Raw genomic sequence first — 20,487 nt, forward strand, 5'->3', positions numbered from 1 at the left:
ACCCTATGCTATGCGGTCGATAATCAGGCGCTGCCCAGGCCGTGAGCCTTCCGGCGCTATCACCACAGCCTGCTCCAGTGCTTCCTTGGCCCGGGCGAAGCGTTCCGGGGTGTCGGTCAGCAGGGTCATCAGTGGCTCGCCGGCCCGGACAACGGCGCCAGGCTTGGCATGCATGCGTACCCCTGCACCCGCCTGGACTACGTCCTCCTTGCGCGCCCGCCCAGCGCCGAGCCGCCACGCCGCCACCCCGACGGCCAAGGCGTCCAGCTCCACCAGCACGCCATCTGCCGGGGCGTAAACCACCTCCGATTCCCGGGCCGCGGGCAGCTTGGCCCGCGGATCGCCGCCCTGGGCCTCGATCATCCGGTTCCAGACATCCATGGCACGGCCGTCCTTCAGTGCAGCGGCGGGATCGGCGTCGTGCACTCCTGCGGCGGCGAGCATTTCCTCCGCGAGCCGGACGGTCAACTCCACCACATCGTCAGGACCACCGCCAGCCAGAACCTCCACGGACTCCTCCACTTCAATGGCGTTGCCGGCGGTGAGTCCAAGCGGCGTATTCATGTTGGTCAGGAGGGCCACGGTGTTGACCCCGGCGTCCTTACCCAGGGCCACCATGGTCTCGGCGAGTTCGCGGGCCTTGGCCTCATCCTTCATAAAAGCGCCGCTGCCCACCTTGACGTCCAGGACCAACGAGCCCGTGCCCTCGGCGATCTTTTTGCTCATGATGGAGGATGCGATGAGCGGAATCGCCTCCACGGTGCCGGTGACGTCACGGAGTGCGTACAGCTTTTTGTCCGCGGGAGCCAGCCCGGCCCCGGCGGCGCAGATGACCGCGCCCACGTCCTGCAGCTGTGCCAGCATTTCCTCATTGCTGAGGCTGGCACGCCAGCCGGGGATGGCCTCCAGCTTGTCCAGGGTGCCGCCGGTGTGCCCCAGTCCACGGCCGGAGAGCTGCGGAACGGCAACACCGAAGACGGCCACGAGCGGCGCCAGGGGCAGGGTGATCTTGTCTCCCACCCCGCCGGTGGAGTGCTTGTCCGAGGTGTATTTCAGGCCGCCGTCGGGCCGCCGCAGGCTGGAGAAGTCCATCCGCTCACCGGAGGCGATCATTGCGGCCGTCCACCGGGCTATCTCGCTGTGGTTCATGCCGTTGAGCAGGATAGCCATGTTCAGGGCGGCCATCTGCTCGTCGGCGATGACACCCCTGGTGTAGGCGTCGATGGTCCAGTCGATCTGTTCGGGGCTGAGCGTGCCTTTGTCCCGCTTGACGCGGATGATGTCTACGGCGTCGAACGCTTCGGCGGTGTTGTTGTTCTGTGCGCGGGGGTCTGTCACCGGGTTTCCTCCAAGTGTTCGGGACCGAAGGCGTCGGGCAGCACCTGGTCCATGGTCTTGATGCCTTGGGTGGTCATGAGTTCCATGCCGGGCGCACGGAATTCGTACAGCAGCTGGCGGCAGCGGCCACAGGGCATCAGGACCTTGCCGTTGCCGTCCACGCAGTAGAAGGCACGGAGCAGTCCGCCCCCAGTCATGTGCAGGTTGCCCACCAGCGCGCATTCAGCGCACAGGGTCAGCCCGTAACTGGCATTTTCAACGTTGCAGCCGCTGACAATCCGGCCGTCCTCGGTCAACGCCGCCGCCCCCACCGGGAACTTCGAATAGGGCACGTAGGCCTTCTGCATGGCCTCGACGGCGGCAGCCTCCAGGGCGGACCAGTCCAGTTCCGTCGCTCCGGCCACGGCGTCAACCCTTGACATAGGGAATGCCGCTGGCCGCCGGGCCCCGGGACCTGCCCACCAACCCGGCCACGGCGAGGACCGTCACCAGGTAGGGCAGCATGGCCATGAACTGGCTGGGTACCGGGGTTCCGATGATGGTCACGATGCTCTGCAGGTTGTCCGCGAAACCGAAGAGCAGCGCGGCGAAGAAGGCTCCGATCGGGTTCCACCGGCCGAAGATCAGGGCGGCCAACGCGATAAAGCCGCGCCCACCGGAGATTTCCTTGGTGAAGCTGTCGATCGCCACCAAGGTGAAGAATGACCCGCCGATGCCGGCCACTGCCCCGCCCAGGGTGACGTTCCAGAACCGGGTGGCGTTGACGTTGATCCCCAGGGTGTCGGCAGCCTGCGGGTGCTCGCCCACGGCCCGGACCCGCAGGCCCCAGCGGGTTTTGAACAGGCCTACCCAGACCACCAGGACCGCGATGTACATCAGGTATCCCACCAGGGACTGGCGGAACAGGATGGGACCGACGATCGGAATGCTGGACAGGACGGGAATCTCGATGATGTCAAGCCCGGGAGGCGAATTGAACTGGGCCTTGTTGGCCTGCATCACGGTGCTGAAGAGGAATCCCGTGACGCCGGAGACCAGGACGTTGAGCACCACGCCCACGATGATCTGGTTGACGAGGTATTTGATACTGAACAACGCCAGCACCATGGACACCACGGCTCCGGCAACGGCGGCGGCCGCCAGCCCGATGAACGGGTTCTGCGTCATGCTGGCCACGATGGCGGCGGTGAAGGCGCCGCCCAGGAGTTGGCCCTCGATGGCGATGTTCACCACGCCCACGCGCTCACACAGGACGCCGGACAGCGAGCCGAACACCAGCGGGACCGCCAGGGTGACAGACCCGGCAATAAGGCCGGCGAGGGAAATGTTCGGGGTCCGGGCGCCACCCACCACCCAGATGAGGAACGCGGCCACGAACAGGACGATAAACGTCACCGTCAGCCAACCCGGAGCGGGCCTGCCCTTGGTCTTGAGGTAGACGGCGTAGCCGGCGAGTCCCAGCAGGAGGACTGAGAGGACGATCCCGCCGGCAAAGGCGTTGACCTGCAGTGCCGGGAGTTGGAAAAAGTCCTCGCCGGTGGAAATCCCGAAGCTGGCGGTCTGGTTGGGTGCCAGCAGGCCGAAGAAGACCAGGGCAATCAACCCGAAGAAGGTAAGCAGGACCGGGGTCCGCCAGGTCACTGGTTTGGTGGAGATGGTGGCTGGGCCGGTATCTGATGCTGTACTGTCCGGCTGGGGCTTTCCAGGCCGGGGTGAGGAAACTGTTGTGCTCATGCTGCACCTCCGGTGGTTGCTGCCTTGCGGGACTTGGCCGTGCGGGCCTGCTTCTTCCGCCGTGGATTCAGGCCGAAGACGGCCCGGACCAGCGGCGGCGCCGCGATGAAGAGCACGATCAGGGACTGGACCACCAGGACGATGTCGATGGGGGTTCCGGTCTGGATCTGCATCTGGACGGCTCCGGCGCGGAAGGCGCCGAACAGGAGGCCCGCGGCGAAGGTGCCCCACGGCGTCGAACGTCCCAGGAGGGCAACGGTGATGGCGTCGAACCCGTACGTGGCGGCTACGCCGTCGGTCAGGACTTTCTCAGTGCCCGCCACCTGGGCCACGCCGGACATACCGGCAAGCCCGCCGGCGATGGCCATCACCAGGATGGTGGACCGGGAGACGTTGATGCCGGCGGTCTGCGCAGCCTTGGGGTTGGCGCCCACGGCCCGGAATTCGAAGCCAACGGTGGAGCGGTTCAGCAGCCACCACACCAGGACTGTGGCCGCGATGGCCAGGAGGAACCCGAGGTGCAGGCGGTACTGCGTGCCAAAAATCTGCGGGTACACGGCGCTGGGGTCCAAGATGGGCGAGATGGGGTTGGTCTCCCCCGGCCGCTGGAAGGCCGGCGTGTTCAGCAGGTACCGCAGGAAGTACAGCGCGATGTAGTTGAACATGATGGTCAGGATGACCTCGTGGGCGCCCGTCCGTGCCTTGAGGACACCTACGAGTCCGCCCCAGAAGGCGCCGCCGATGATGCCCGCCACCAGGACCAGCAGCAGGTGCAGGCCCACGGGAAGGTGGAGCGCGAAGCCCACCCAGGCTGCCAGGATGCCGGCCACGATGATCTGGCCCTGGGCGCCGATGTTGAACAGGCCCGCGCGGAAGGCCAGTGCGACGCCGAGGCCGGCCGTGATGAGCGGCGTGGCGATGGTGAGGGTCTCCATGAACGGCGCGAACTGGGCGGCAACGCTGTTGCCCCGCGGGTTGAAGACCGAGCCTTGGAACAGTGCTATGTAGGAGCGGGTGGCGGCGTTCCAGACGGCCGCCAGGAAGTCGGTGGGACGGGCGAAGAAGTACGTGGAGGTGGTGGCCACCTGCTTGTCGGTGCTGGCGATCAGGAGTCCGCCGATGATGAGCGCCAGCAGTACGGCGAGGACCGAAACCATGCCGCTGCCGGTGAAGATCCTGCGCAGCACGGTGTCCGGGCCGCCCGGCAGTTGACCGCTCTGGGCAGTGGCCGGGACGGCCGAGGGCCCCATGGCACCGCCGGCCGTGTCAACGGAGACCACGGCGGCCGTCGAGTCTTCCGCGGGCGTGGCCTCCTCTGCCCCGGGGCCGGGTTCACCGGCCGCGTGCTTGGGGGGATGCTTGTCAGACATGGTCGCCTCCTTCGGCGTCAGACGTGGAGGACGTGGCAGCAGCGGTGGATGCCGGCCCTGGTTGCGGCACAGGCGTATGTTCCTCCGGCGGGATTCCCGCCATCATGAGGCCCAGGACGTCGCGGCCGGTGCCGGCCGGAACGATGCCCACCAGTTTGCCTTTGTAAATCACGGCGATCCGGTCCGCCAGTTCCATGACCTCGTCCAGCTCAGTGGAGATGATCATCACCGGTGTGCCCTGATCCCGCTCGGCCACGATCCGGCGGTGCAGGAACTCGATGGAACCCACATCCACGCCACGGGTGGGCTGTGAGGCGATGAAGAGGCGCAGTGGCCGGGAAAGCTCGCGCGCCATCACCACTTTCTGCTGGTTGCCGCCGGAGAGTGTGCCGGCGGCGGCGACGGCGGAGGGCGTCCGCACGTCAAACTCGCCAATGCGCGCCTTGGCGTTTTCCAGGATCTTCGCCGGGCTCATGCTGATGCCCTTCGCGAACGGGGGCTTGTCGTAGAGGTCCAGGACCAGGTTCTCCGCTACAGAGAACGTGCCCACCAGTCCGTCCACCTTGCGGTCCTCCGGAACGAAGCCGACGCCTGCGTTCAGGACTTCCTTGACGGACCGGCCCAGCAACTCCTTGCCGTCCAGTGTGATGGAACCCGATACACGGTCCTGGAGGCCGAGGATGGCTTCGGTGAGTTCGGTCTGGCCGTTGCCCTGCACCCCGGCCACTGCCACGATTTCGCCCCGGGCAATATCGAAGCTGAGGCCGTCCACCACGTGGTGGCCGCTGGGTGCGATGACGGTGAGGTCCCGGACCTCGAAGGTCTTTTCTTTCGGCTGGGCGGGTGCCTTGTCCAGGTTCAGGCTGACGGCGCGCCCCACCATCATGGAGGCAAGCTCTGCGGTGGGTGCGGTGGGACTGGCTTCCCCCACCACCTTTCCGCGCCGGATCACCGTGATGGTGTCCGAGACTTCCTTCACTTCCCGCAGCTTGTGCGAGATGAATACGATGGACGTGCCGCCGGACTTGAGCTGGCGCATGATGTCCAGGAGTTCGTCCGTTTCCTGCGGCGTCAGCACAGCGGTGGGTTCATCGAGGATCAGGACCTTGGCGTTGCGCACCAGCGCCTTGATGATTTCAACGCGCTGCTGGACGCCCACGGGCAGGTCCTCCACCAGGGCGTCAGGATCAACGTCGAAGCCATACTGGTCCGAGATTTCCTTGATCCGGCGCCGGGTCTCATCCAGGTTCAGGAAGCCGGCGGCCTTGGTGGGTTCGGCGCCGAGGGCCACATTCTCGGCGACCGTAAAAACGGGGACCAGCATGAAGTGCTGGTGCACCATGCCGATCCCGGCCGCCATGGCATCGCCCGGACCACGGAAGGAAACGGCTTTACCATCGATGAGGATTTCACCTTCGGACGGCTCATACAGGCCGTACAGGACATTCATCAGGGTTGATTTTCCGGCCCCGTTCTCGCCCAGCAGGCAGTGGATCTGGCCGGGTTCAACCACCACGTCGATGTGATCGTTGGCGAGCAGGGTCCCAAAGCGTTTGGTGATTCCTCTGAGTTCAAGTTTCAAAACTCTGACCAATCTCGAAGCGTCCAGTGATCGACCGGACGGGATATGTGGCTGCAGCACCAGCCTAGTGGTTGCAGTCCTGGGATGAGCGGGCGGTAGCCCAAAAGCGGCAGGCAGCAGCAAAAAGCACCGCCGCCCGGCCGATCATCGACCAGCCGGGCGGCGGCGCTACATGCAGGGTCAGGCTTTGGGGCTGGCTGCCGACTCGACCTTCAGCTTGCCGTCCACGATGTCCTTCTTGATCTGGTCCAGTTCGGACTTCAGGTCCGCCGGGACCTGGGACTCAAGGTCGTGGAACGGGGCCAGCTGCACGCCGTCGTTGGCCAGCGTGCCAACGTACGGGGTGTTGCTGAATTTGCCGTCCTTGTCCTCCTTGACCACGGTTTCCACGGCCTCGCCCATCTGCTTCATCACCGAGGACAGCATGATGTCCTTGTAGTCGGGTGCGGTGAGGTAGCCGTCGGAGTCAACCCAGATCAGCTTGACGTCCTTGCCCGCTGCCTTGGCTTCCTTCAACGCCGCACCGGCTCCCTTGCCCACCGGGCCAGCCACCGGCATCACGATATCGGCGCCCTGGTCCAGGAAGTTCTGGGTGAGCTGCTTGCCCACGTCCTGCTTCTCGAAGTCGCCGGTGAAGCTGCCGTCCTGGGCTTCTTTGTTCCAGCCAAGGAGCTTGACGTCCTTGCCCTTTTGCTGGTTGTAGTACTTCACGCCGTCGGCATAGCCGTCCATAAAGATGGTGACGGTGGGGATCTTGATGCCGCCAAAAGTGGCCACCGTGCCGGTCTTGGTGGTGCCGGCTGCCAGGTAGCCGGCCAGGAACGCTGCCTGGGCGGTGTCGTAGATGATCGGCTTGACGTTGCTGATGGGGGTCGCGTAGCCGAAGTCGATGATAGCGAAGTGGCTGTCCGGGTTGTCAGTGGCCTGTTTCTTGGTGGCGTCACCCAGCAGGAAGCCGACGGTGACGGTCAGGTCGCATCCTGCCGTGACCATAGCGCGGAGGTTGGGCTCGAAGTCGTTGTTGGTCTTGGACTCCACCTGGTTGACCTTGATCCCCAGGTCCTTCTCGGACTTTTTCAGACCCTCGTAGGAGGACTGGTTGAAGGACTGGTCGTCGAATCCACCGGAGTCGGAGACGATGCAGCCGGTGTAGTCGCTGGCCCCGGCGGATGAGGTGCTTCCGGCTTCAGGGGCTGCGCCGCAGGCGGTCAACAGAAGGGCAGAGGCGCTGACGGTAGCCAGGCCTGCCATGGAACCGCGCTTGAATTGTGCACGCAGTGATGTCTTCAATTTTCCTCCAGGATGAAGAGAGTGGCGCTACGGCTCGAATTCAATGAGTGTCCGTTTCTGCACTGAAATTCTGTTTTCACTGACAGCCCGCAGCACTGCGCCGGAGCGCACTGATGGCACCTACTTTAGTGGCCTGCGCCACGTCCCCGTAGCACACCAGGACCCCATTCCGGAGATTGTTTACAAGTTGTTACCAATCAGTAGGGGGCCGCACCCGGTGCCGCCCCCTACTGTTGTTCAGCTACCGGACAGCCGTCAGAGGCGGACCAGCATCTTGCCGGTGTTGGCGCCGTCGAGCAGGTCCATAAACGCCTGCGGGGCATTCTCGAGCCCGTCCACGATGGTCTCGTCGTAGCGGACAGTGCCGTCTGCGAGCCAGCCCGCCATCTTTTCGGCGAATTCCGCGGCGTGCTGCCGCTGGCCGCCCACCAGGAAGCCCCTAAGTGTGAGCTGCTTGCCGATGGCGAGCATCAGGTTGTGGGGTGCCGGAGTGGGTTCGGTGGAGTTGTACTGCGCAATGGCGCCGCACATCGCCACCCGTCCGCCGACGTTGAGCGTGGCCAGTGCAGCTTCCAGGTGCTCGCCACCCACATTGTCGAAGTAGACGTCGATGCCGCCAGGGCCGGCGGCCTTCCGCAGCTGATCCAGCACGGGTCCGTCGTGGTAGTCGAATGCGGCGTCAAAGCCGAGTTCAAGCAGCCGGGCCACCTTCGCGGACGTGCCCGCGGAACCAATCACCCGGGAGGCACCCATGGCCTTGGCGATCTGGCCCACCAGTGATCCCACGGCGCCGGCAGCGCCCGAGACGAAGACGGCGTCCCCGGCTTTGAACTCTGCGACTTTGAGCAGGCCGGCGTATGCCGTCAGTCCCGTCATGCCCAGTGCACCGAGGAAAGCGGAGGCTGGTGCGAGGTCCGTGCGTGCGGGCGTGGCTGCGGCAGCATCCACCACTGCATACTCCCGCCAGCCCAGGGCATGCACCACCACATCACTTTCCTGGTGGCGTTCTGAACGGGACGCGATCACCTCACCCACGGCGCCGCCGTCGAGCGCTTTGTCCAGCGCGAACGGCGCGGAGTAGGACTTGACGTCGTTCATGCGCCCGCGCATGTACGGATCCACGGACATAAAGAGGTTCCGGACCAGGACCTGGCCGTCCTCGAGTTCCGGCAGCGGAGACTCGGCAAGCCGGAAGTTCTCCGGAACCGGACGGCCCGACGGGCGGGAGGCCAGCTGGATCTCGCGCGTGGCGACAGGAAGAGGCTGGCTCATGCGGCATACTCCAGGATCTTGATGTCCACTGTGATGTTTCCGCGGGTGGCATTGGAGTAGGGGCAGATCTCGTGGGCCTTGGCTACCAACGCCTCAGCTGTGGCCAGGTCAAGCGCCGGAAGGGCGATCTCGAGTTCCGCCGCAAGCCCGAAACCCGCGGTCTCCAGCTGGCCAAGGTGGACCTTGGCAGCCACTGCGGAATCCGTCAGGTCGGCACGTTCCTTGCGGCCCACCAGCCGCAATGCTGAGTGGAAGCAGGCGGCATAGCCGGCAGCAAAAAGCTGTTCCGGGTTGGTGCCCTGCCCGGATCCGCCGAGCTCTACCGGGCTGGCGAGGGAGACGTCCAGCTTTCCGTCGTTGGTACGTGCGTTGCCGTCGCGGCCTTCGCCGGAGGCAAGCGCCTCTGCAGTGTAAAGGGGTTTCACGGTGTTTCCGTCCTGTTATGGGTTGAAATCTTCAGTGTCAGAGCGCGTTGTGCAGGGCGGCGGTCAGCCGGCCCAAGGTGTCGCGCAGCTGGTCCAGTTCTTTGGCTGAGAGCCCCGCGGCGTCCGCGAGCCGCTGCGGAATGGCGCCGGCGTTCCCGCTCAGCTCCCGCCCGGCAGGCGTCAAGTGGATGGCCACACGCCGCTCGTCTTCTCCGGACCGGCGGCGTTCCACCAGCCCCAGGGACTCCAGGCGCTTCAGCAGTGGTGACAGGGTGCCCGAGTCCAGTCCGAGCTCTTCGCCCAGCTCCTTCACGCCGCGCGGCTCGCTCTCCCACAGCACCAGCATCACCAGGTATTGCGGATACGTCAGGCCCAGCTCCTCAAGGACAGGCCGGTAGACGGCGGTGGCGGCACGGGATGCGGAGTAAAGCGCAAAGCACACCTGGCGGTCCAGCCGTGGAGCATCAGTCATGCCATAACCATAGCGTGCAACTCGATTGTGCACAACTTAGCGCGTCCGCGCCGGGGAGGCATGGTTTTTGGAAAGTGCGACGGCGGCCGGCGCCGCCGCTGCTAAAGGTCCCGGATGGTACGCAGCGCCGCAGCGGTGAGCACCCGGATGCCAAGCCCCAGGGCGCGCTCGTCCAGGATGTAGTCGCCGCGGTGCAGATCGTACTCCTCGCCGCCGGGAGTTTTGGTGCCGAGCCGCATCATGGCGCCCGGAAGCTCCGCGAGGAACCAGGCGAAGTCCTCCCCGCCCATGGACTGCGGAGTCAGCACCACGGCGCTTTCACCGATTTCGGCCCGGGCGGATGCCTCGATGATGGCTGTTTCATGCTCGGAGTTCACCACAGGCGGCACTCCCCTGGTGTGCTCCAGCCGCACGTCCACCCCGTACGGGGCGGCCACCTGGTGCACCACTTCGTCCAGCAGTTCACCGGCGGCGTGCCAGGCCTCGCGGTCCAGGCAGCGCATGGTTCCGGCCATGTAGCCGGTGCCGGGGATGGCGTTCGGAGCGGAGCCGGCCGAGATCTGGCCCCACACCACTGAAACCCCGCTGCGGACATCCACCCGGCGGGACAGGACTGCCGGCACGTTGACGGCGATCTGTGCCAGGGCGAACACGAGGTCCTCGGTCAGGTGCGGGCGCGAGGTGTGGCCGCCGCGGCCGGAGAGCTCGATCCGGATGGTGTCCGAGGCGGAGGTGATGGCGCCGATGCGCGTACCGATCTTGCCTACGTCGATGCGCGGATCGCAGTGCAGGGCCAGGATGCGGGGAACCCCGTCCAGGACGCCCTGCTCGATGCACGCGTGCGCGCCGCCGGGCATGGTTTCCTCGGCGGGCTGGAAGATGATGCGGACGGTGGCGCCAAGCGGTTCGTCCTGGTGCATGCGGTGCAGCACCAGGGCGATGCCCAGCATGGTGGTGGTGTGGACGTCGTGGCCGCAGGCGTGCGTGACGCCATGGTTTTTTGAGGCGAAGGGCAGGCCTGTCTCCTCGATGATGGGCAGCGCATCGATGTCTCCGCGGAGGGCAGTGGCGATGGGCCCCTCGCCCACATCCACGGTAAGTCCAGTGCCCTCCAGCCGGCGGGGGGTGAGGCCTGCGGCTTCGAGCCGTTCAGCCAGCTTGTCCGTGGTCCGGAATTCCTTGAAGGACAGTTCCGGGTGCGCATGCAGGTCCCGGCGGAAATCGATCAGTTCCGGCAGGAGCGGCTCAAGCCAGGGTGCCACCAGCGCGGTGGGCTCGGCTTCCGTAGTGTAATTGCGCACTGCTTCACTCTAGCGAGGGTCGCCGGATTACGGGCCATCGCGGTCCCCGCGTTACATCGCAGGGACCGCCACTGCCTAGAGAACGTCGGTGTCGCCGCTGGCTTTCAGGGCGTCGACAGCGGCCTTGACCCGCTGCGAGTTGGCCATGGTGGTCACCAGCAGGGCATCCGGGGTATCCACGATGACAACATCCTGGATTCCGATCAGGGCGATCACGCGCTTGGTGTCGGTCACCACCACGCCGCTGGAGTTCTCGGTGAACACGCGGGCGCCCTCACCGAGGACGGTAACGTCGTCCACTTCCTTGGCGCTGTTGAGGCGGCCCACGGAGGCGAAGTCGCCGACGTCGTCCCAGCGGAAGGACCCGGGCACGACGGCGACGTCCCCGGCTTCGGCGGCAGGCTCGGCAACCGCATAGTCGATCGCGATCTTCGGCAGGGTGGGCCAGATGCGGGCAGTGACCTCGTCACGGGCAGGAGTGTCCCAGGCGCGGGCAATCTCCTGCAGGCCCTGGAACAGCTCGGGCTGGTTGGCCTCAAGGTGCTTGAGCAGGAGGGCAACGGGGGCTACGAACATGCCGGCGTTCCACACGTAGTTGCCGCTGTCCACGTACTGCTGGGCTACTTCCTCGTTCGGCTTTTCGACGAACTCCACCACGTCCTGGGCACTGGGCGCGCCGTCAATGTGCAGGTCCTGGCCGGAACGGATGTACCCGAACCCTGTTGAGGGGTGGGTGGGCTTGATGCCGATGGTGACGATCTTGCCGGCGGCGGCAGTGTGGATGGCCTCACGGACTGCCTGCTGGAAGAGGTCGTCCGGGCTGATCACCTGGTCAGCGGCGAAGGAACCCATGATGGTGTCCGGATCCCGTTCGTGCAGGATGGCGGCGGCAAGCCCAATGGCGGCACCGGAATCCTTGGGTTCGGACTCGAGGACCAGGTCGCCGTCCTGGACTTCCGGAAGCTGGCGGCACACGGCGTCACGGTGGGCCTTGCCGGTGACCACCAGCACCCGGGTTCCGGCCAGCGGGTGCAACCGGTCATAGGTGGCGCGCAGCAATGTACTGCCCGAGCCGGTGAGATCGTGAAGGAACTTGGGAGCTGCGGCTCGCGACAGGGGCCAAAGGCGGGTCCCCACGCCGCCGGCCGGGATCACCGCAATGAAGCGGTCAAGGGGTGATACCGGGCTTGTCACTTTGTCTGTACTCATCAAGGCCTACTTTAGCCGACCGCGCGCCGGGGCCCCTTATAGGCCCTGTCGGCAGGCGCCCGGACTTCATCCGGACGCGCGATTGTGGTGTTTGTCTCATTAATCCTGAAAATCCTTGCCGTTGCTGGGCACCAAGGAGTTCCTAAATTGAATAAGCTGTGAGCGAAGCCTAGATTTAGGCCTGAGCTACGAGTGCTCTCGCAGCAGGCGTTCCCCCCGCGTGGATCTCATGCCAGCGCCGCTGTGTTGCAGGGAGGTTTATCAGTGCCGACAAAACCAGCTGGCACCTTGTACCGCGGCCGTGAAGGCATGTGGTCCTGGGTAGGACACCGTATTACCGGTGTAGTGATCTTTTTCTTCTTGTTGGTCCACGTGTTGGACACCTCCTTGGTGCGCGTGTCTCCCGAGGCCTACACCGCGGTGATCGGTGCCTACAAGAACCCCCTCATGGCCCTGGGCGAGACCGGCCTTGTTGCGGCCATCGTCTTCCACGCCTTTAACGGCCTGCGCATCATTGCGGTGGACTTCTGGAAGAAAGGTGCCAAGTACCAGCGCCAGATGCTCTGGGCAGTGCTCGGACTCTGGGTGGTCACCATGGTCGCCTTCTCCATCCGCCACCTGTCCCTCGCGCTCGGAGGTCACTAGCCATGTCAGCAACGATTGAGAGCCCGCGCAGCGGGCGGATCGCGCCCCAGTACCGCCGCACCGGCGGAAGCCGCGGCAACTTCGAAATGATCGCCTGGCTGTTCATGCGCCTCTCCGGCGTGGTTCTTGTGGTCCTGATCTTCGGCCACCTCTTTGTGAACCTCATGGTGGGCGAGGGCATCCACGCCATCGACTTCGGTTTTGTGGCCGGTAAATGGGCGGACCCGTTCTGGCAGTTCTGGGACCTCGCCATGCTGTGGCTGGCCATGCTGCACGGCACCAACGGCGTGCGCACCATCATCAATGACTATGCCGAGAAGGACTCAAGCCGCCGCTGGCTGAAGACGGTCCTCTACTCAGCCACCGTCGTCATCATCGTCCTGGGCACCCTGGTGATCTTCACCTTCAACCCTTGCCCCGTCGTCGACGGCGTGCCCCTGCCCGGCGGCTTCTGCCCTGCCTAGCACCGGCAACCTCCCGGGCCCGCGGGTATAAACCGCGGGCCTTGTTTTGCGGAGCAGGCAACGCCCGCCCGTTGTTTTATTGCGAATTTTGAGAGAAAGAGCGTCTGGTATGCAGGTCCATAAGTACGACGTCGTCATCGTCGGTGCCGGTGGCGCTGGCATGCGCGCCGCGATCGAATCCGGTCAACGCGCCCGCACAGCAGTACTGACCAAGCTCTACCCCACCCGCTCGCACACGGGTGCGGCGCAGGGTGGCATGTGTGCAGCCCTGGCCAATGTCGAGGAAGACAACTGGGAGTGGCACACGTTCGACACCGTCAAGGGCGGTGACTACCTGGTGGACCAGGATGCCGCGGAGGTCATGGCCAAGGAAGCCATCGACGCCGTGCTCGACCTGGAAAAGATGGGCCTGCCGTTCAACCGCACGCCCGAAGGACGGATCGACCAGCGCCGGTTCGGCGGCCACACCCGCGACCACGGCAAGGCACCCGTCCGCCGCGCCTGCTATGCCGCAGACCGCACCGGCCACATGATCCTGCAGACGCTGTACCAAAACTGCGTCAAGCACAACGTTGAGTTCTACAACGAGTACTACGTCCTGGACCTGCTGACGGTCGAAGAGGACGCAGTGCGCGAAGACGGCACGCCGTACAAGCAGAAGCGCGTTGCCGGCGTGGTCTCCTACGACCTCGCCTCGGGCGAACTGCACGTCTTCCAGGCCAAGTCCGTAGTGTTCGCCTCCGGCGGTGCCGGCAAGGTCTTCAAGACCACCTCCAACGCCCACACCCTCACCGGTGACGGCATGGGCATCGCCTTCCGCCGCGGTATCCCGCTGGAAGACATGGAGTTCTTCCAGTTCCACCCGACCGGCCTCGCCGGCCTGGGCATCCTCCTCTCCGAAGCCGCCCGCGGCGAAGGCGCCATCCTGCGCAACTCGGAAGGTGAGCGCTTCATGGAGCGCTACGCGCCCACCATCAAGGACCTGGCCCCGCGTGACATCGTGGCCCGTTCCATGGCGAACGAGGTCCGTGAAGGCCGCGGCTGCGGCCCGAACAAGGACTACGTCCTCCTGGACCTCACCCACCTTGAGCCGGCCCACATCGATGCCAAGCTCCCGGACATCACCGAGTTCGCCCGCACCTACCTGGGCGTGGAGCCGTACACGGAGCCCGTTCCCGTGTTCCCCACCGCGCACTACGCCATGGGCGGCATCCCCACCAACATCACCACCGAGGTCCTGCAGGACAACGACACCGTGGTCCCTGGCCTCTACGCGGCCGGCGAGGTTGCCTGCGTGTCCGTCCACGGTTCCAACCGCCTGGGCACCAACTCGCTGCTGGACATCAACGTCTTCGGTAAGCGTGCCGGCATTGCCGCAGCCGAATACGCCAAGACGGCCGACTATGTGGAACTGCCGGAGAACCCGCTGGCGTACACCACCGAGCTGCTGGATATCGCCCGCAACGGCACCGGCGACGAAAAGGTGGCCCAGATCCGCAAGGAACTGCAGGACACCATGGACGCCAACATGCAGGTGTTCCGCACCGCGGACACCCTGAACCAGGTCCTGCGCGACATCGCCTCCTTCGAGGAGCGCTACAAGCGCATCAACGTCCAGGACAAGGGGAAGCGCTTCAACCTTGACCTGCTCGAGGCCGTTGAACTCGGCTTCCTGCTGGAGCTGGCCAAGGTGATGACCGTGGCGGCCCTGCACCGTGAGGAATCCCGCGGCGGACACTTCCGCGAGGACTTCCCGGAACGCGACGACGAGAAATTCATGAAGCACTCCATGGCGTACAAGGACGACCACGCCCCGGCAGACGGATCGGCAGAATCAATTGCCGGCATCCGCCTGGCCACCAAGCCGGTTGTCTTTACCCGCTACGAGCCGATGGTGAGGAAGTACTAAGATGACCGCTGAAATCGCTGAGCCAGCCTCAAAGATTGAACTGCCTGCCGGCGTCGGCGGTGGCGGCGAAATCCCCACGTTCGATGTGCACCTGCGCGTACGCCGGTACAACCCGGAGGTTTCCGGCGAGGCCACCTGGGATGACTACAACCTGACCATGTACGGCACGGACCGCGTCCTGGATGCCCTGCACAAGGTCAAATGGGAAATCGACGGCAGCCTCTCCTTCCGCCGCTCCTGCGCCCACGGTGTCTGTGGTTCCGATGCCATGCGCATCAACGGCCGCAACCGCCTCGCCTGCAAGACGCTCCTGAAGGACCTGGACACGTCCAAGCCCATCACGGTGGAACCCATCAAGGGCCTGCCGGTGGAGAAGGACCTCATCGTGGACATGGAACCGTTCTTCCAGTCCTACCGCGAAGTGATGCCGTTCCTCATCAACAAGGGCCACGAGCCCACCCGGGAACGCCTGCAGTCCGCCGAGGACCGTGAGCGCTTCGATGACACCACCAAGTGCATCCTGTGCGCTGCCTGCACGTCCTCCTGCCCCGTGTTCTGGACCGACGGCCAGTACTTCGGGCCGGCGGCGATCGTCAACGCGCACCGCTTCATCTTCGACTCCCGTGATGATGCCGGCGACATGCGCCTGGAGATCCTCAACGACAAGGAAGGCGTGTGGCGCTGCCGCACCACCTTCAACTGCTCCGAAGCATGCCCCCGCGGCATCCAGGTCACCCAGGCCATCCAAGAGGTCAAGCAGGCCATCCTCTCCCGCAAGATCTAGTTTCTGCCAAGCGTGAGCAACGCGGGGTCACTCCGCGCCCAATCCTCCCCCGGAATTGGGCCGGAAGTGACCCCGCGTTGCTTTAACTGAAAGGGCTCGCCATGTCCCGCTCCGAAAAAGTCTCGTTTGCCGGTTCTACCGGTGAAATGCTCTCCGGCATCATTGATATTCCGGAGGGCCCGGTCAAGGGCTGGGGGGTCTTCTCCCACGGGTTCACGCTGGGTAAGGATGCGCCGTCCGCGTCGAGGATGTGCAAGGCGCTGGCGGACAGCGGCGTGGGTATGCTGCGGTTCGACAACCTGGGCCTGGGCGGATCCGCCGGCGAGTGGTCAGCAGGCTCCTTCAGCCACAAGGTGGCCGATACCGTCAAGGCTGCCGAGTTCATGCGCAGCGAAGGGAAAGAGATTTCCCTCCTGGTAGGCCACTCCTTCGGCGGCGCGGCCGTGCTCGCGGCAGCACGGGAGATTCCCGAGCTCGACGCCGTCGCTACAGTTGGGGCGCCGTTCTCACCCAAGCACGTGGCCCACGTGTTCGACGCCGCGCTGGACAAGATCCTCAGCGAAGGCAGCGCCGAGGTGGACCTCGGCGGGAAGCGGGTGGAGATCCGCAAGCATTTTGTGGAGGACCTGGAAAACGCGGACCTGACGGACTGCATCAAGCAGCTGCACAAGCCGCTGATGGTGCTGCACTCCCCCACGGACAACACCGTGGGGATCGAAAACGCCAGCACCATCTTCCAGACCGCCCGGCATCCGCGAAACTTCGTCTCGCTGGAAGGCAGTGACCACCTCCTCACCGGGAAGGGCCAGGCGGCACGGGCGGCACGGATCATCGCTGCCTGGGCCGATCAATACCTCGACGCGGCCCAGTAGCCTGCCCGCGGGGACAGGGCAACGGGCCGCGTACGCGGTTATTTGCCGATGGCGGCCTTACTTTCGCTGAGCCATTGTTCCGCCGCCTTTTCAGGCGTCAGCCGCTTGAACAGGACTTCAGTGTTGATGCGGGCCGTGATCTCGGAGACAGCAGTGGATCCCGTGGGTCCGATGAAGGTGGGGGCAAAGTCCATCTTCCCGATCGCATCAATGTAGTCCGCCTCCACCTTGCCCTGCGGCGTCAGCAGGTCCTTGATGGCCGTGCGCATTTCAGAGTTGCTGGGGACCCCGCGGTCGCTCTGGATGATTTTGGCGGCTGACTCGTTGTTCACCAGGAAGCTGACCAGTTTCGCGGCAGCGTCCGTATGCTTGCTCCGGGCGGAGATGGTGTAGAACTGTGAGGACTGCAGCCAGATCCCCGGGGTGGGGTTTTCGCCGGGAAGCTTGAGCAGCTTCAAATCCGCGCCCGATGCCTTGCTGAGCGCGGACAGCGAGTTGCTCCAGGTGAGCATCATGGCTGCTTTGCCCATGCCCATCAGGGTCTGCTCCGTACTCACGTTGAGCTTCTCCACTGTCTCGGACGCACTGGGCGCAGCGCCGGACTCGCTCAGCCTCAAGCTGTAATCGAAATAGTCCTGGACCGTTTCCTGGTCCAGTCCGAGCCGGCCGTCCTGGGTGTACAGCGACTGGCCGTGCTGCCGGGCGAAGGCGTCCAGCGAATCGTGGGTGAGGACCGTTGCCGTTCCGTACGTGCCTTTGGGGCTCTTGGCGGTTACGTCCGAGGCGACCTTCGCGAAATCGTCCCAACTCCATGTGCTGTCATCCGGAATGGCAACCCCGGCGGCCTGGAAGACCGCAGGGTTGGCGACGATTGACAAGGCATTGGCGCCGGTGGATACGCCGTACTGCTTCCCTTGGACCTGGCCGTTCTCCAGCGCGCCCTGGTCCATCTTTGACAGGTCCAGGGAACCACTGACCTTGCTGAGATCCAGGAGAGCCCCCCGGTTGGCGTATTCGGCCGGATAAGCCCCGCCCATGGTGATCACGTCGGGGGCATCATTGGCCGCTACCTGCGTTGCCAGCTTGTCAAAGTACCCGCCGATGTCCCCGTATTCGGGCTTGACCTTGATGTTGGGGTTGGCGGCCTCGAATTCGGCGATGGCTTTGTTGGTCAGCTCCGCCCGCCCTGCGTTGCCCCACCAGGAGAAACGGATTTCAACAGGGCCGTCCTCAGGCTGGTTGGATGGGGCGCTGGAGCATCCTGCAGTGACGCCCAGAAGGCCCAGTGCAGTGAGCATTGCGACGGATTTACGGATTCTTCCTAAAACTTTACGCGTCATTGGGCAAGCTTCTTCCGGGTCAGAAAGCGATTTCGTGAAACGTATCAAGGACGCCTGCCGAGGGTCAAGAGGTGGCGCACGAGCTTTAGACGGCCCCAGGGCTTGACAGTCTCAGGCGCAGCGAACAAGGATTGGAACCGTTCGGAAACCGGTTTCTAGATGAAGCGCGTTTCCACTCCCCGCCCAGCACCAGCACCGGAAGGGCGTGCAGCGTGCACAGCCAAAGCACCACCACCCTGCCAGGAATGTCGTCGGCCGGTTCCGCAACCAGCGCCGCCATCGACAGGCAAGCACTCGTCCGGCGCCACAACGTGTGCCAGCGGACCTTGGATCCCCGAAGCCCGGTCTCCGTAGGCAACGGCGAATTCGCTTTCACCGTGGACCTCACCGGACTCCAGTCACTCCCCGGCGCCTACCCGGTGGGTGCACGGGACGAGCTCCCGGCGGGAACCCTGCTGGGCACGCAGGCCCAGTGGGGCTGGCATTCGACACCCCCGGAGCAGCCGTACGGACTCGCCGGTTCCACCGTCCTCTACGACTCCCCTCGAGGACCGGTTCCCTACGTGGACATGGTGGGAAACATCGTTAATGACCGGGAAACGGATGCCTCCCGGGCGGAAACGTGGCTCAGGGCTAACCCCCACCGCCTGGATTTGGGCCGCATCGGCTTCCGGCTGGTGGAGGACGGAACAGAACGCGCAATCACACGGGACGATGTGCGCGACGCCGAGCAGACACTTGATCTCTGGACCGGCGTGGTGAGCAGCAGCTTTACCCTGGCAGGCCACCCGGTCACTGTCACCACCGTCTGCCATCCGGACCGCGACGAACTCGGACTGCGCGTGGTGTCGCCGGCTCTCAGGCATGGGCTCGTGGTGGGCATGGATTTCCCGTACGGTTCCGAGGCCTGGCACGATGCGGCGGACTGGGACCGCCCGGAGGCCCACACCACTACGCTGGGGGAACCAACGCCGTCCGGACTGCACGCCGGATCCAGCAGCTGGACCATTGCGCGCACGTTGGACGCCGCCCGTTACGAGGTGGTGGTCACGGGTGACGACCTTACGGTGGAACAGACCGGGCAGCACCGCCTTCGAATAGCTCCCGGCAGCGCCGCCCAGGGCCAGGACCAGGCCGATGTCATGGACCTTGCCATTGCTTTTATCCCAGCCGGAACCGGCGACTGCATCCCGCGGGGTGACACCGGGCTGTCCCGGGTGGCGGCAAAGCCGGACATGGACGCAGGGGCCGGAACCGCCGTCGGCCTTTCACCAGGCAGCGCCATTGCCGACGCCTCGGCAGCCTACTGGCCCCGGTTCTGGTCCTCCGGCGGTGCCATCGAGCTGGAGGCGGCGGACGATCCCCGGGCGAAGGAGCTGGAGCGCCGGATTGTCCTCTCGCAGTACTTGACCGCCATTAACTGCTCGGGCTCGTTGCCGCCGCAGGAAACAGGGTTGGTCTGCAACTCCTGGCGGGGCCGCTTCCACCTTGAAATGCACTGGTGGCACGCTGCCCACTTTGCCCACTGGAACCGTCCCGAGCTCCTGCTGCCCTCCTTACGGTGGTACACGACCGTGCTGGAACCTTCGCGCGCGACTGCCAGGGCCCAGGGCTTCGACGGCGTCCGCTGGCCAAAGCAGGTTGGCCCGGATGGCAGGGAAAGCCCCAGCCCCATCGGGACATTCCTTATCTGGCAGCAGCCGCACCCCATCCACCTGGCCGAACTGCTGTACCGGGCAAGCCCCGGCCCTGAGGTGTTGGAGGAGTTCGCGGAGATCGTGTTCGAAACCGCCGCGTTTATGGCCAGCTTCGCCCATCCCACCGCGCGCGGATTTGAACTGGGGCCCCCGTTGATCCCTGCGCAGGAGAGCTACGGCAGCATCCGAGGCTCAGTCACCAACCCCACCTTTGAGCTCGCGTATTGGCAGTGGGCCCTTCGGATCGCCGCTGCCTGGCGGGAACGGCTGGGGCTCGAGCCCATCCCTGCCTGGCGGGAGGTGGCCGACGGGATGGTGCAGCCGCGGGTGATCGATGGCGTCTACGCTGCCATTGACGTGGAGCCGTTCACCATCCGGACCGATCATCCTTCCATGCTTTGCGCACTCGGTGTACTGCCCGAGACTGACCTCATCGACAAGGACATTATGCGGGCAACACTGGCGGACGTGCTTGCTGACTGGGACTGGGGCAGCACCTGGGGCTGGGACTACCCCGTCATGGCCATGACAGCGGCCCGCCTCGGGGATCCGGAGGCTGCCGTGAATGCCCTCCTGATGGACGCAGGCAAGAACACAGTGCTCCCCAACGGACACAACCGCCAGACCGATTCGCTTCCCCTGTACTTGCCGGGCAACGGCGGGCTCCTCGCCGCCTCCGCACTGATGGCCGCCGGGTGGGATAACGGACCGGACCGCCATGCCCCTGGGTTCCCGCCCGGCTGGACTGTGGCATGGGAAGGCCTGGTGGCCGCACCATAGCCC

The 20,487-nt window shown here is 65.0% G+C and carries 18 protein-coding genes; 6 read left to right on the plus strand and 12 right to left on the minus strand.

Annotation, left to right across the window (positions count from 1 at the left end):
- Window positions 1–3: 3 nt before the first annotated feature.
- The 11 genes from BMX78_RS19430 to BMX78_RS19480 form a co-directional block, all read right to left on the minus strand.
- Window positions 4–1,338, minus strand: a complete 1,335-nt coding sequence (locus tag BMX78_RS19430; protein ID WP_091423123.1) for a thymidine phosphorylase — start codon at window positions 1,336–1,338, stop codon at window positions 4–6.
- Window positions 1,335–1,760 carry a cytidine deaminase gene (locus tag BMX78_RS19435; protein WP_091423126.1) on the minus strand — a complete coding sequence of 142 codons (426 nt, stop codon included), beginning with the start codon at window positions 1,758–1,760 and terminating at the stop codon, window positions 1,335–1,337. Before BMX78_RS19435 ends, BMX78_RS19430 begins: the two co-directional genes overlap by 4 nt.
- Window positions 1,747–3,072, minus strand: coding sequence for an ABC transporter permease (locus BMX78_RS19440; protein WP_091423128.1), 1,326 nt, complete (start codon window positions 3,070–3,072; stop codon window positions 1,747–1,749). Before BMX78_RS19440 ends, BMX78_RS19435 begins: the two co-directional genes overlap by 14 nt.
- Window positions 3,069–4,442, minus strand: coding sequence for an ABC transporter permease (locus tag BMX78_RS19445; protein WP_091423131.1), 1,374 nt, complete (start codon window positions 4,440–4,442; stop codon window positions 3,069–3,071). The genes BMX78_RS19440 and BMX78_RS19445 overlap by 4 nt, the downstream gene beginning before the upstream one ends.
- On the minus strand, window positions 4,435–6,024 hold the full coding sequence (locus tag BMX78_RS19450; RefSeq protein ID WP_091423134.1) for an ABC transporter ATP-binding protein: 1,590 nt from the start codon (window positions 6,022–6,024) through the stop codon (window positions 4,435–4,437). The genes BMX78_RS19445 and BMX78_RS19450 overlap by 8 nt, the downstream gene beginning before the upstream one ends.
- Before the next feature lie 180 nt (window positions 6,025–6,204).
- Complete coding sequence (locus tag BMX78_RS19455; protein ID WP_502686313.1) at window positions 6,205–7,314, minus strand: BMP family lipoprotein; 1,110 nt, start codon at window positions 7,312–7,314, stop codon at window positions 6,205–6,207.
- A 255-nt stretch (window positions 7,315–7,569) separates the two neighbouring features.
- The gene (locus BMX78_RS19460) at window positions 7,570–8,586 is read right to left on the minus strand and encodes an NADP-dependent oxidoreductase (protein ID WP_091423136.1); all 1,017 of its coding nucleotides are present in this window, start codon (window positions 8,584–8,586) and stop codon (window positions 7,570–7,572) included.
- Complete coding sequence (locus BMX78_RS19465) at window positions 8,583–9,011, minus strand: organic hydroperoxide resistance protein (protein ID WP_091423139.1); 429 nt, start codon at window positions 9,009–9,011, stop codon at window positions 8,583–8,585. The genes BMX78_RS19460 and BMX78_RS19465 overlap by 4 nt, the downstream gene beginning before the upstream one ends.
- Before the next feature lie 37 nt (window positions 9,012–9,048).
- Window positions 9,049–9,483, minus strand: coding sequence for a MarR family winged helix-turn-helix transcriptional regulator (locus BMX78_RS19470; RefSeq protein ID WP_091423143.1), 435 nt, complete (start codon window positions 9,481–9,483; stop codon window positions 9,049–9,051).
- A 101-nt stretch (window positions 9,484–9,584) separates the two neighbouring features.
- On the minus strand, window positions 9,585–10,784 hold the full coding sequence (locus BMX78_RS19475) for an amidohydrolase (RefSeq protein ID WP_091423146.1): 1,200 nt from the start codon (window positions 10,782–10,784) through the stop codon (window positions 9,585–9,587).
- 75 nt (window positions 10,785–10,859) lie between these two features.
- The gene (locus tag BMX78_RS19480) at window positions 10,860–11,993 is read right to left on the minus strand and encodes a mannose-1-phosphate guanylyltransferase (protein WP_091423150.1); all 1,134 of its coding nucleotides are present in this window, start codon (window positions 11,991–11,993) and stop codon (window positions 10,860–10,862) included.
- Between the two features lie 264 nt (window positions 11,994–12,257).
- Here BMX78_RS19480 and sdhC point away from each other — a divergent pair, with 264 nt between their 5' ends.
- The 5 genes from sdhC to BMX78_RS19505 all read left to right on the plus strand — a co-directional run bounded on the left by sdhC (window position 12,258) and on the right by BMX78_RS19505 (window position 16,667).
- Window positions 12,258–12,638: a succinate dehydrogenase, cytochrome b556 subunit gene (sdhC, locus tag BMX78_RS19485; RefSeq protein WP_015936418.1), complete on the plus strand. Its 381-nt coding sequence runs from the start codon at window positions 12,258–12,260 to the stop codon at window positions 12,636–12,638.
- Window positions 12,639–12,640: 2 nt separating this feature from the next.
- Window positions 12,641–13,102: a succinate dehydrogenase hydrophobic membrane anchor subunit gene (locus BMX78_RS19490; RefSeq protein WP_091423153.1), complete on the plus strand. Its 462-nt coding sequence runs from the start codon at window positions 12,641–12,643 to the stop codon at window positions 13,100–13,102.
- Between the two features lie 109 nt (window positions 13,103–13,211).
- Window positions 13,212–15,011, plus strand: a complete 1,800-nt coding sequence (sdhA, locus tag BMX78_RS19495) for a succinate dehydrogenase flavoprotein subunit (protein WP_091423156.1) — start codon at window positions 13,212–13,214, stop codon at window positions 15,009–15,011.
- Window position 15,012: 1 nt separating this feature from the next.
- Window positions 15,013–15,795, plus strand: coding sequence for a succinate dehydrogenase iron-sulfur subunit (locus BMX78_RS19500; RefSeq protein WP_091423158.1), 783 nt, complete (start codon window positions 15,013–15,015; stop codon window positions 15,793–15,795).
- 101 nt (window positions 15,796–15,896) lie between these two features.
- Window positions 15,897–16,667 (plus strand): alpha/beta hydrolase family protein, encoded by a 771-nt coding sequence (locus BMX78_RS19505; RefSeq protein ID WP_091423161.1) that lies wholly within the window; start codon window positions 15,897–15,899, stop codon window positions 16,665–16,667.
- 38 nt (window positions 16,668–16,705) lie between these two features.
- On the opposite strand, the gene BMX78_RS19510 is transcribed toward BMX78_RS19505, so the two are convergent.
- Entirely contained in the window at window positions 16,706–18,007 is a 1,302-nt protein-coding gene (locus tag BMX78_RS19510) for an ABC transporter substrate-binding protein (protein ID WP_091423163.1), read from the minus strand.
- Between the two features lie 212 nt (window positions 18,008–18,219).
- Here BMX78_RS19510 and BMX78_RS19515 point away from each other — a divergent pair, with 212 nt between their 5' ends.
- Window positions 18,220–20,484 carry a hypothetical protein gene (locus tag BMX78_RS19515; protein ID WP_502686314.1) on the plus strand — a complete coding sequence of 755 codons (2,265 nt, stop codon included), beginning with the start codon at window positions 18,220–18,222 and terminating at the stop codon, window positions 20,482–20,484.
- Window positions 20,485–20,487 lie beyond the last annotated feature (3 nt).

Source organism: Arthrobacter sp. OV608 (assembly GCA_900110595.1).
Classification (GTDB): Bacteria; Actinomycetota; Actinomycetes; order Actinomycetales; family Micrococcaceae; genus Arthrobacter.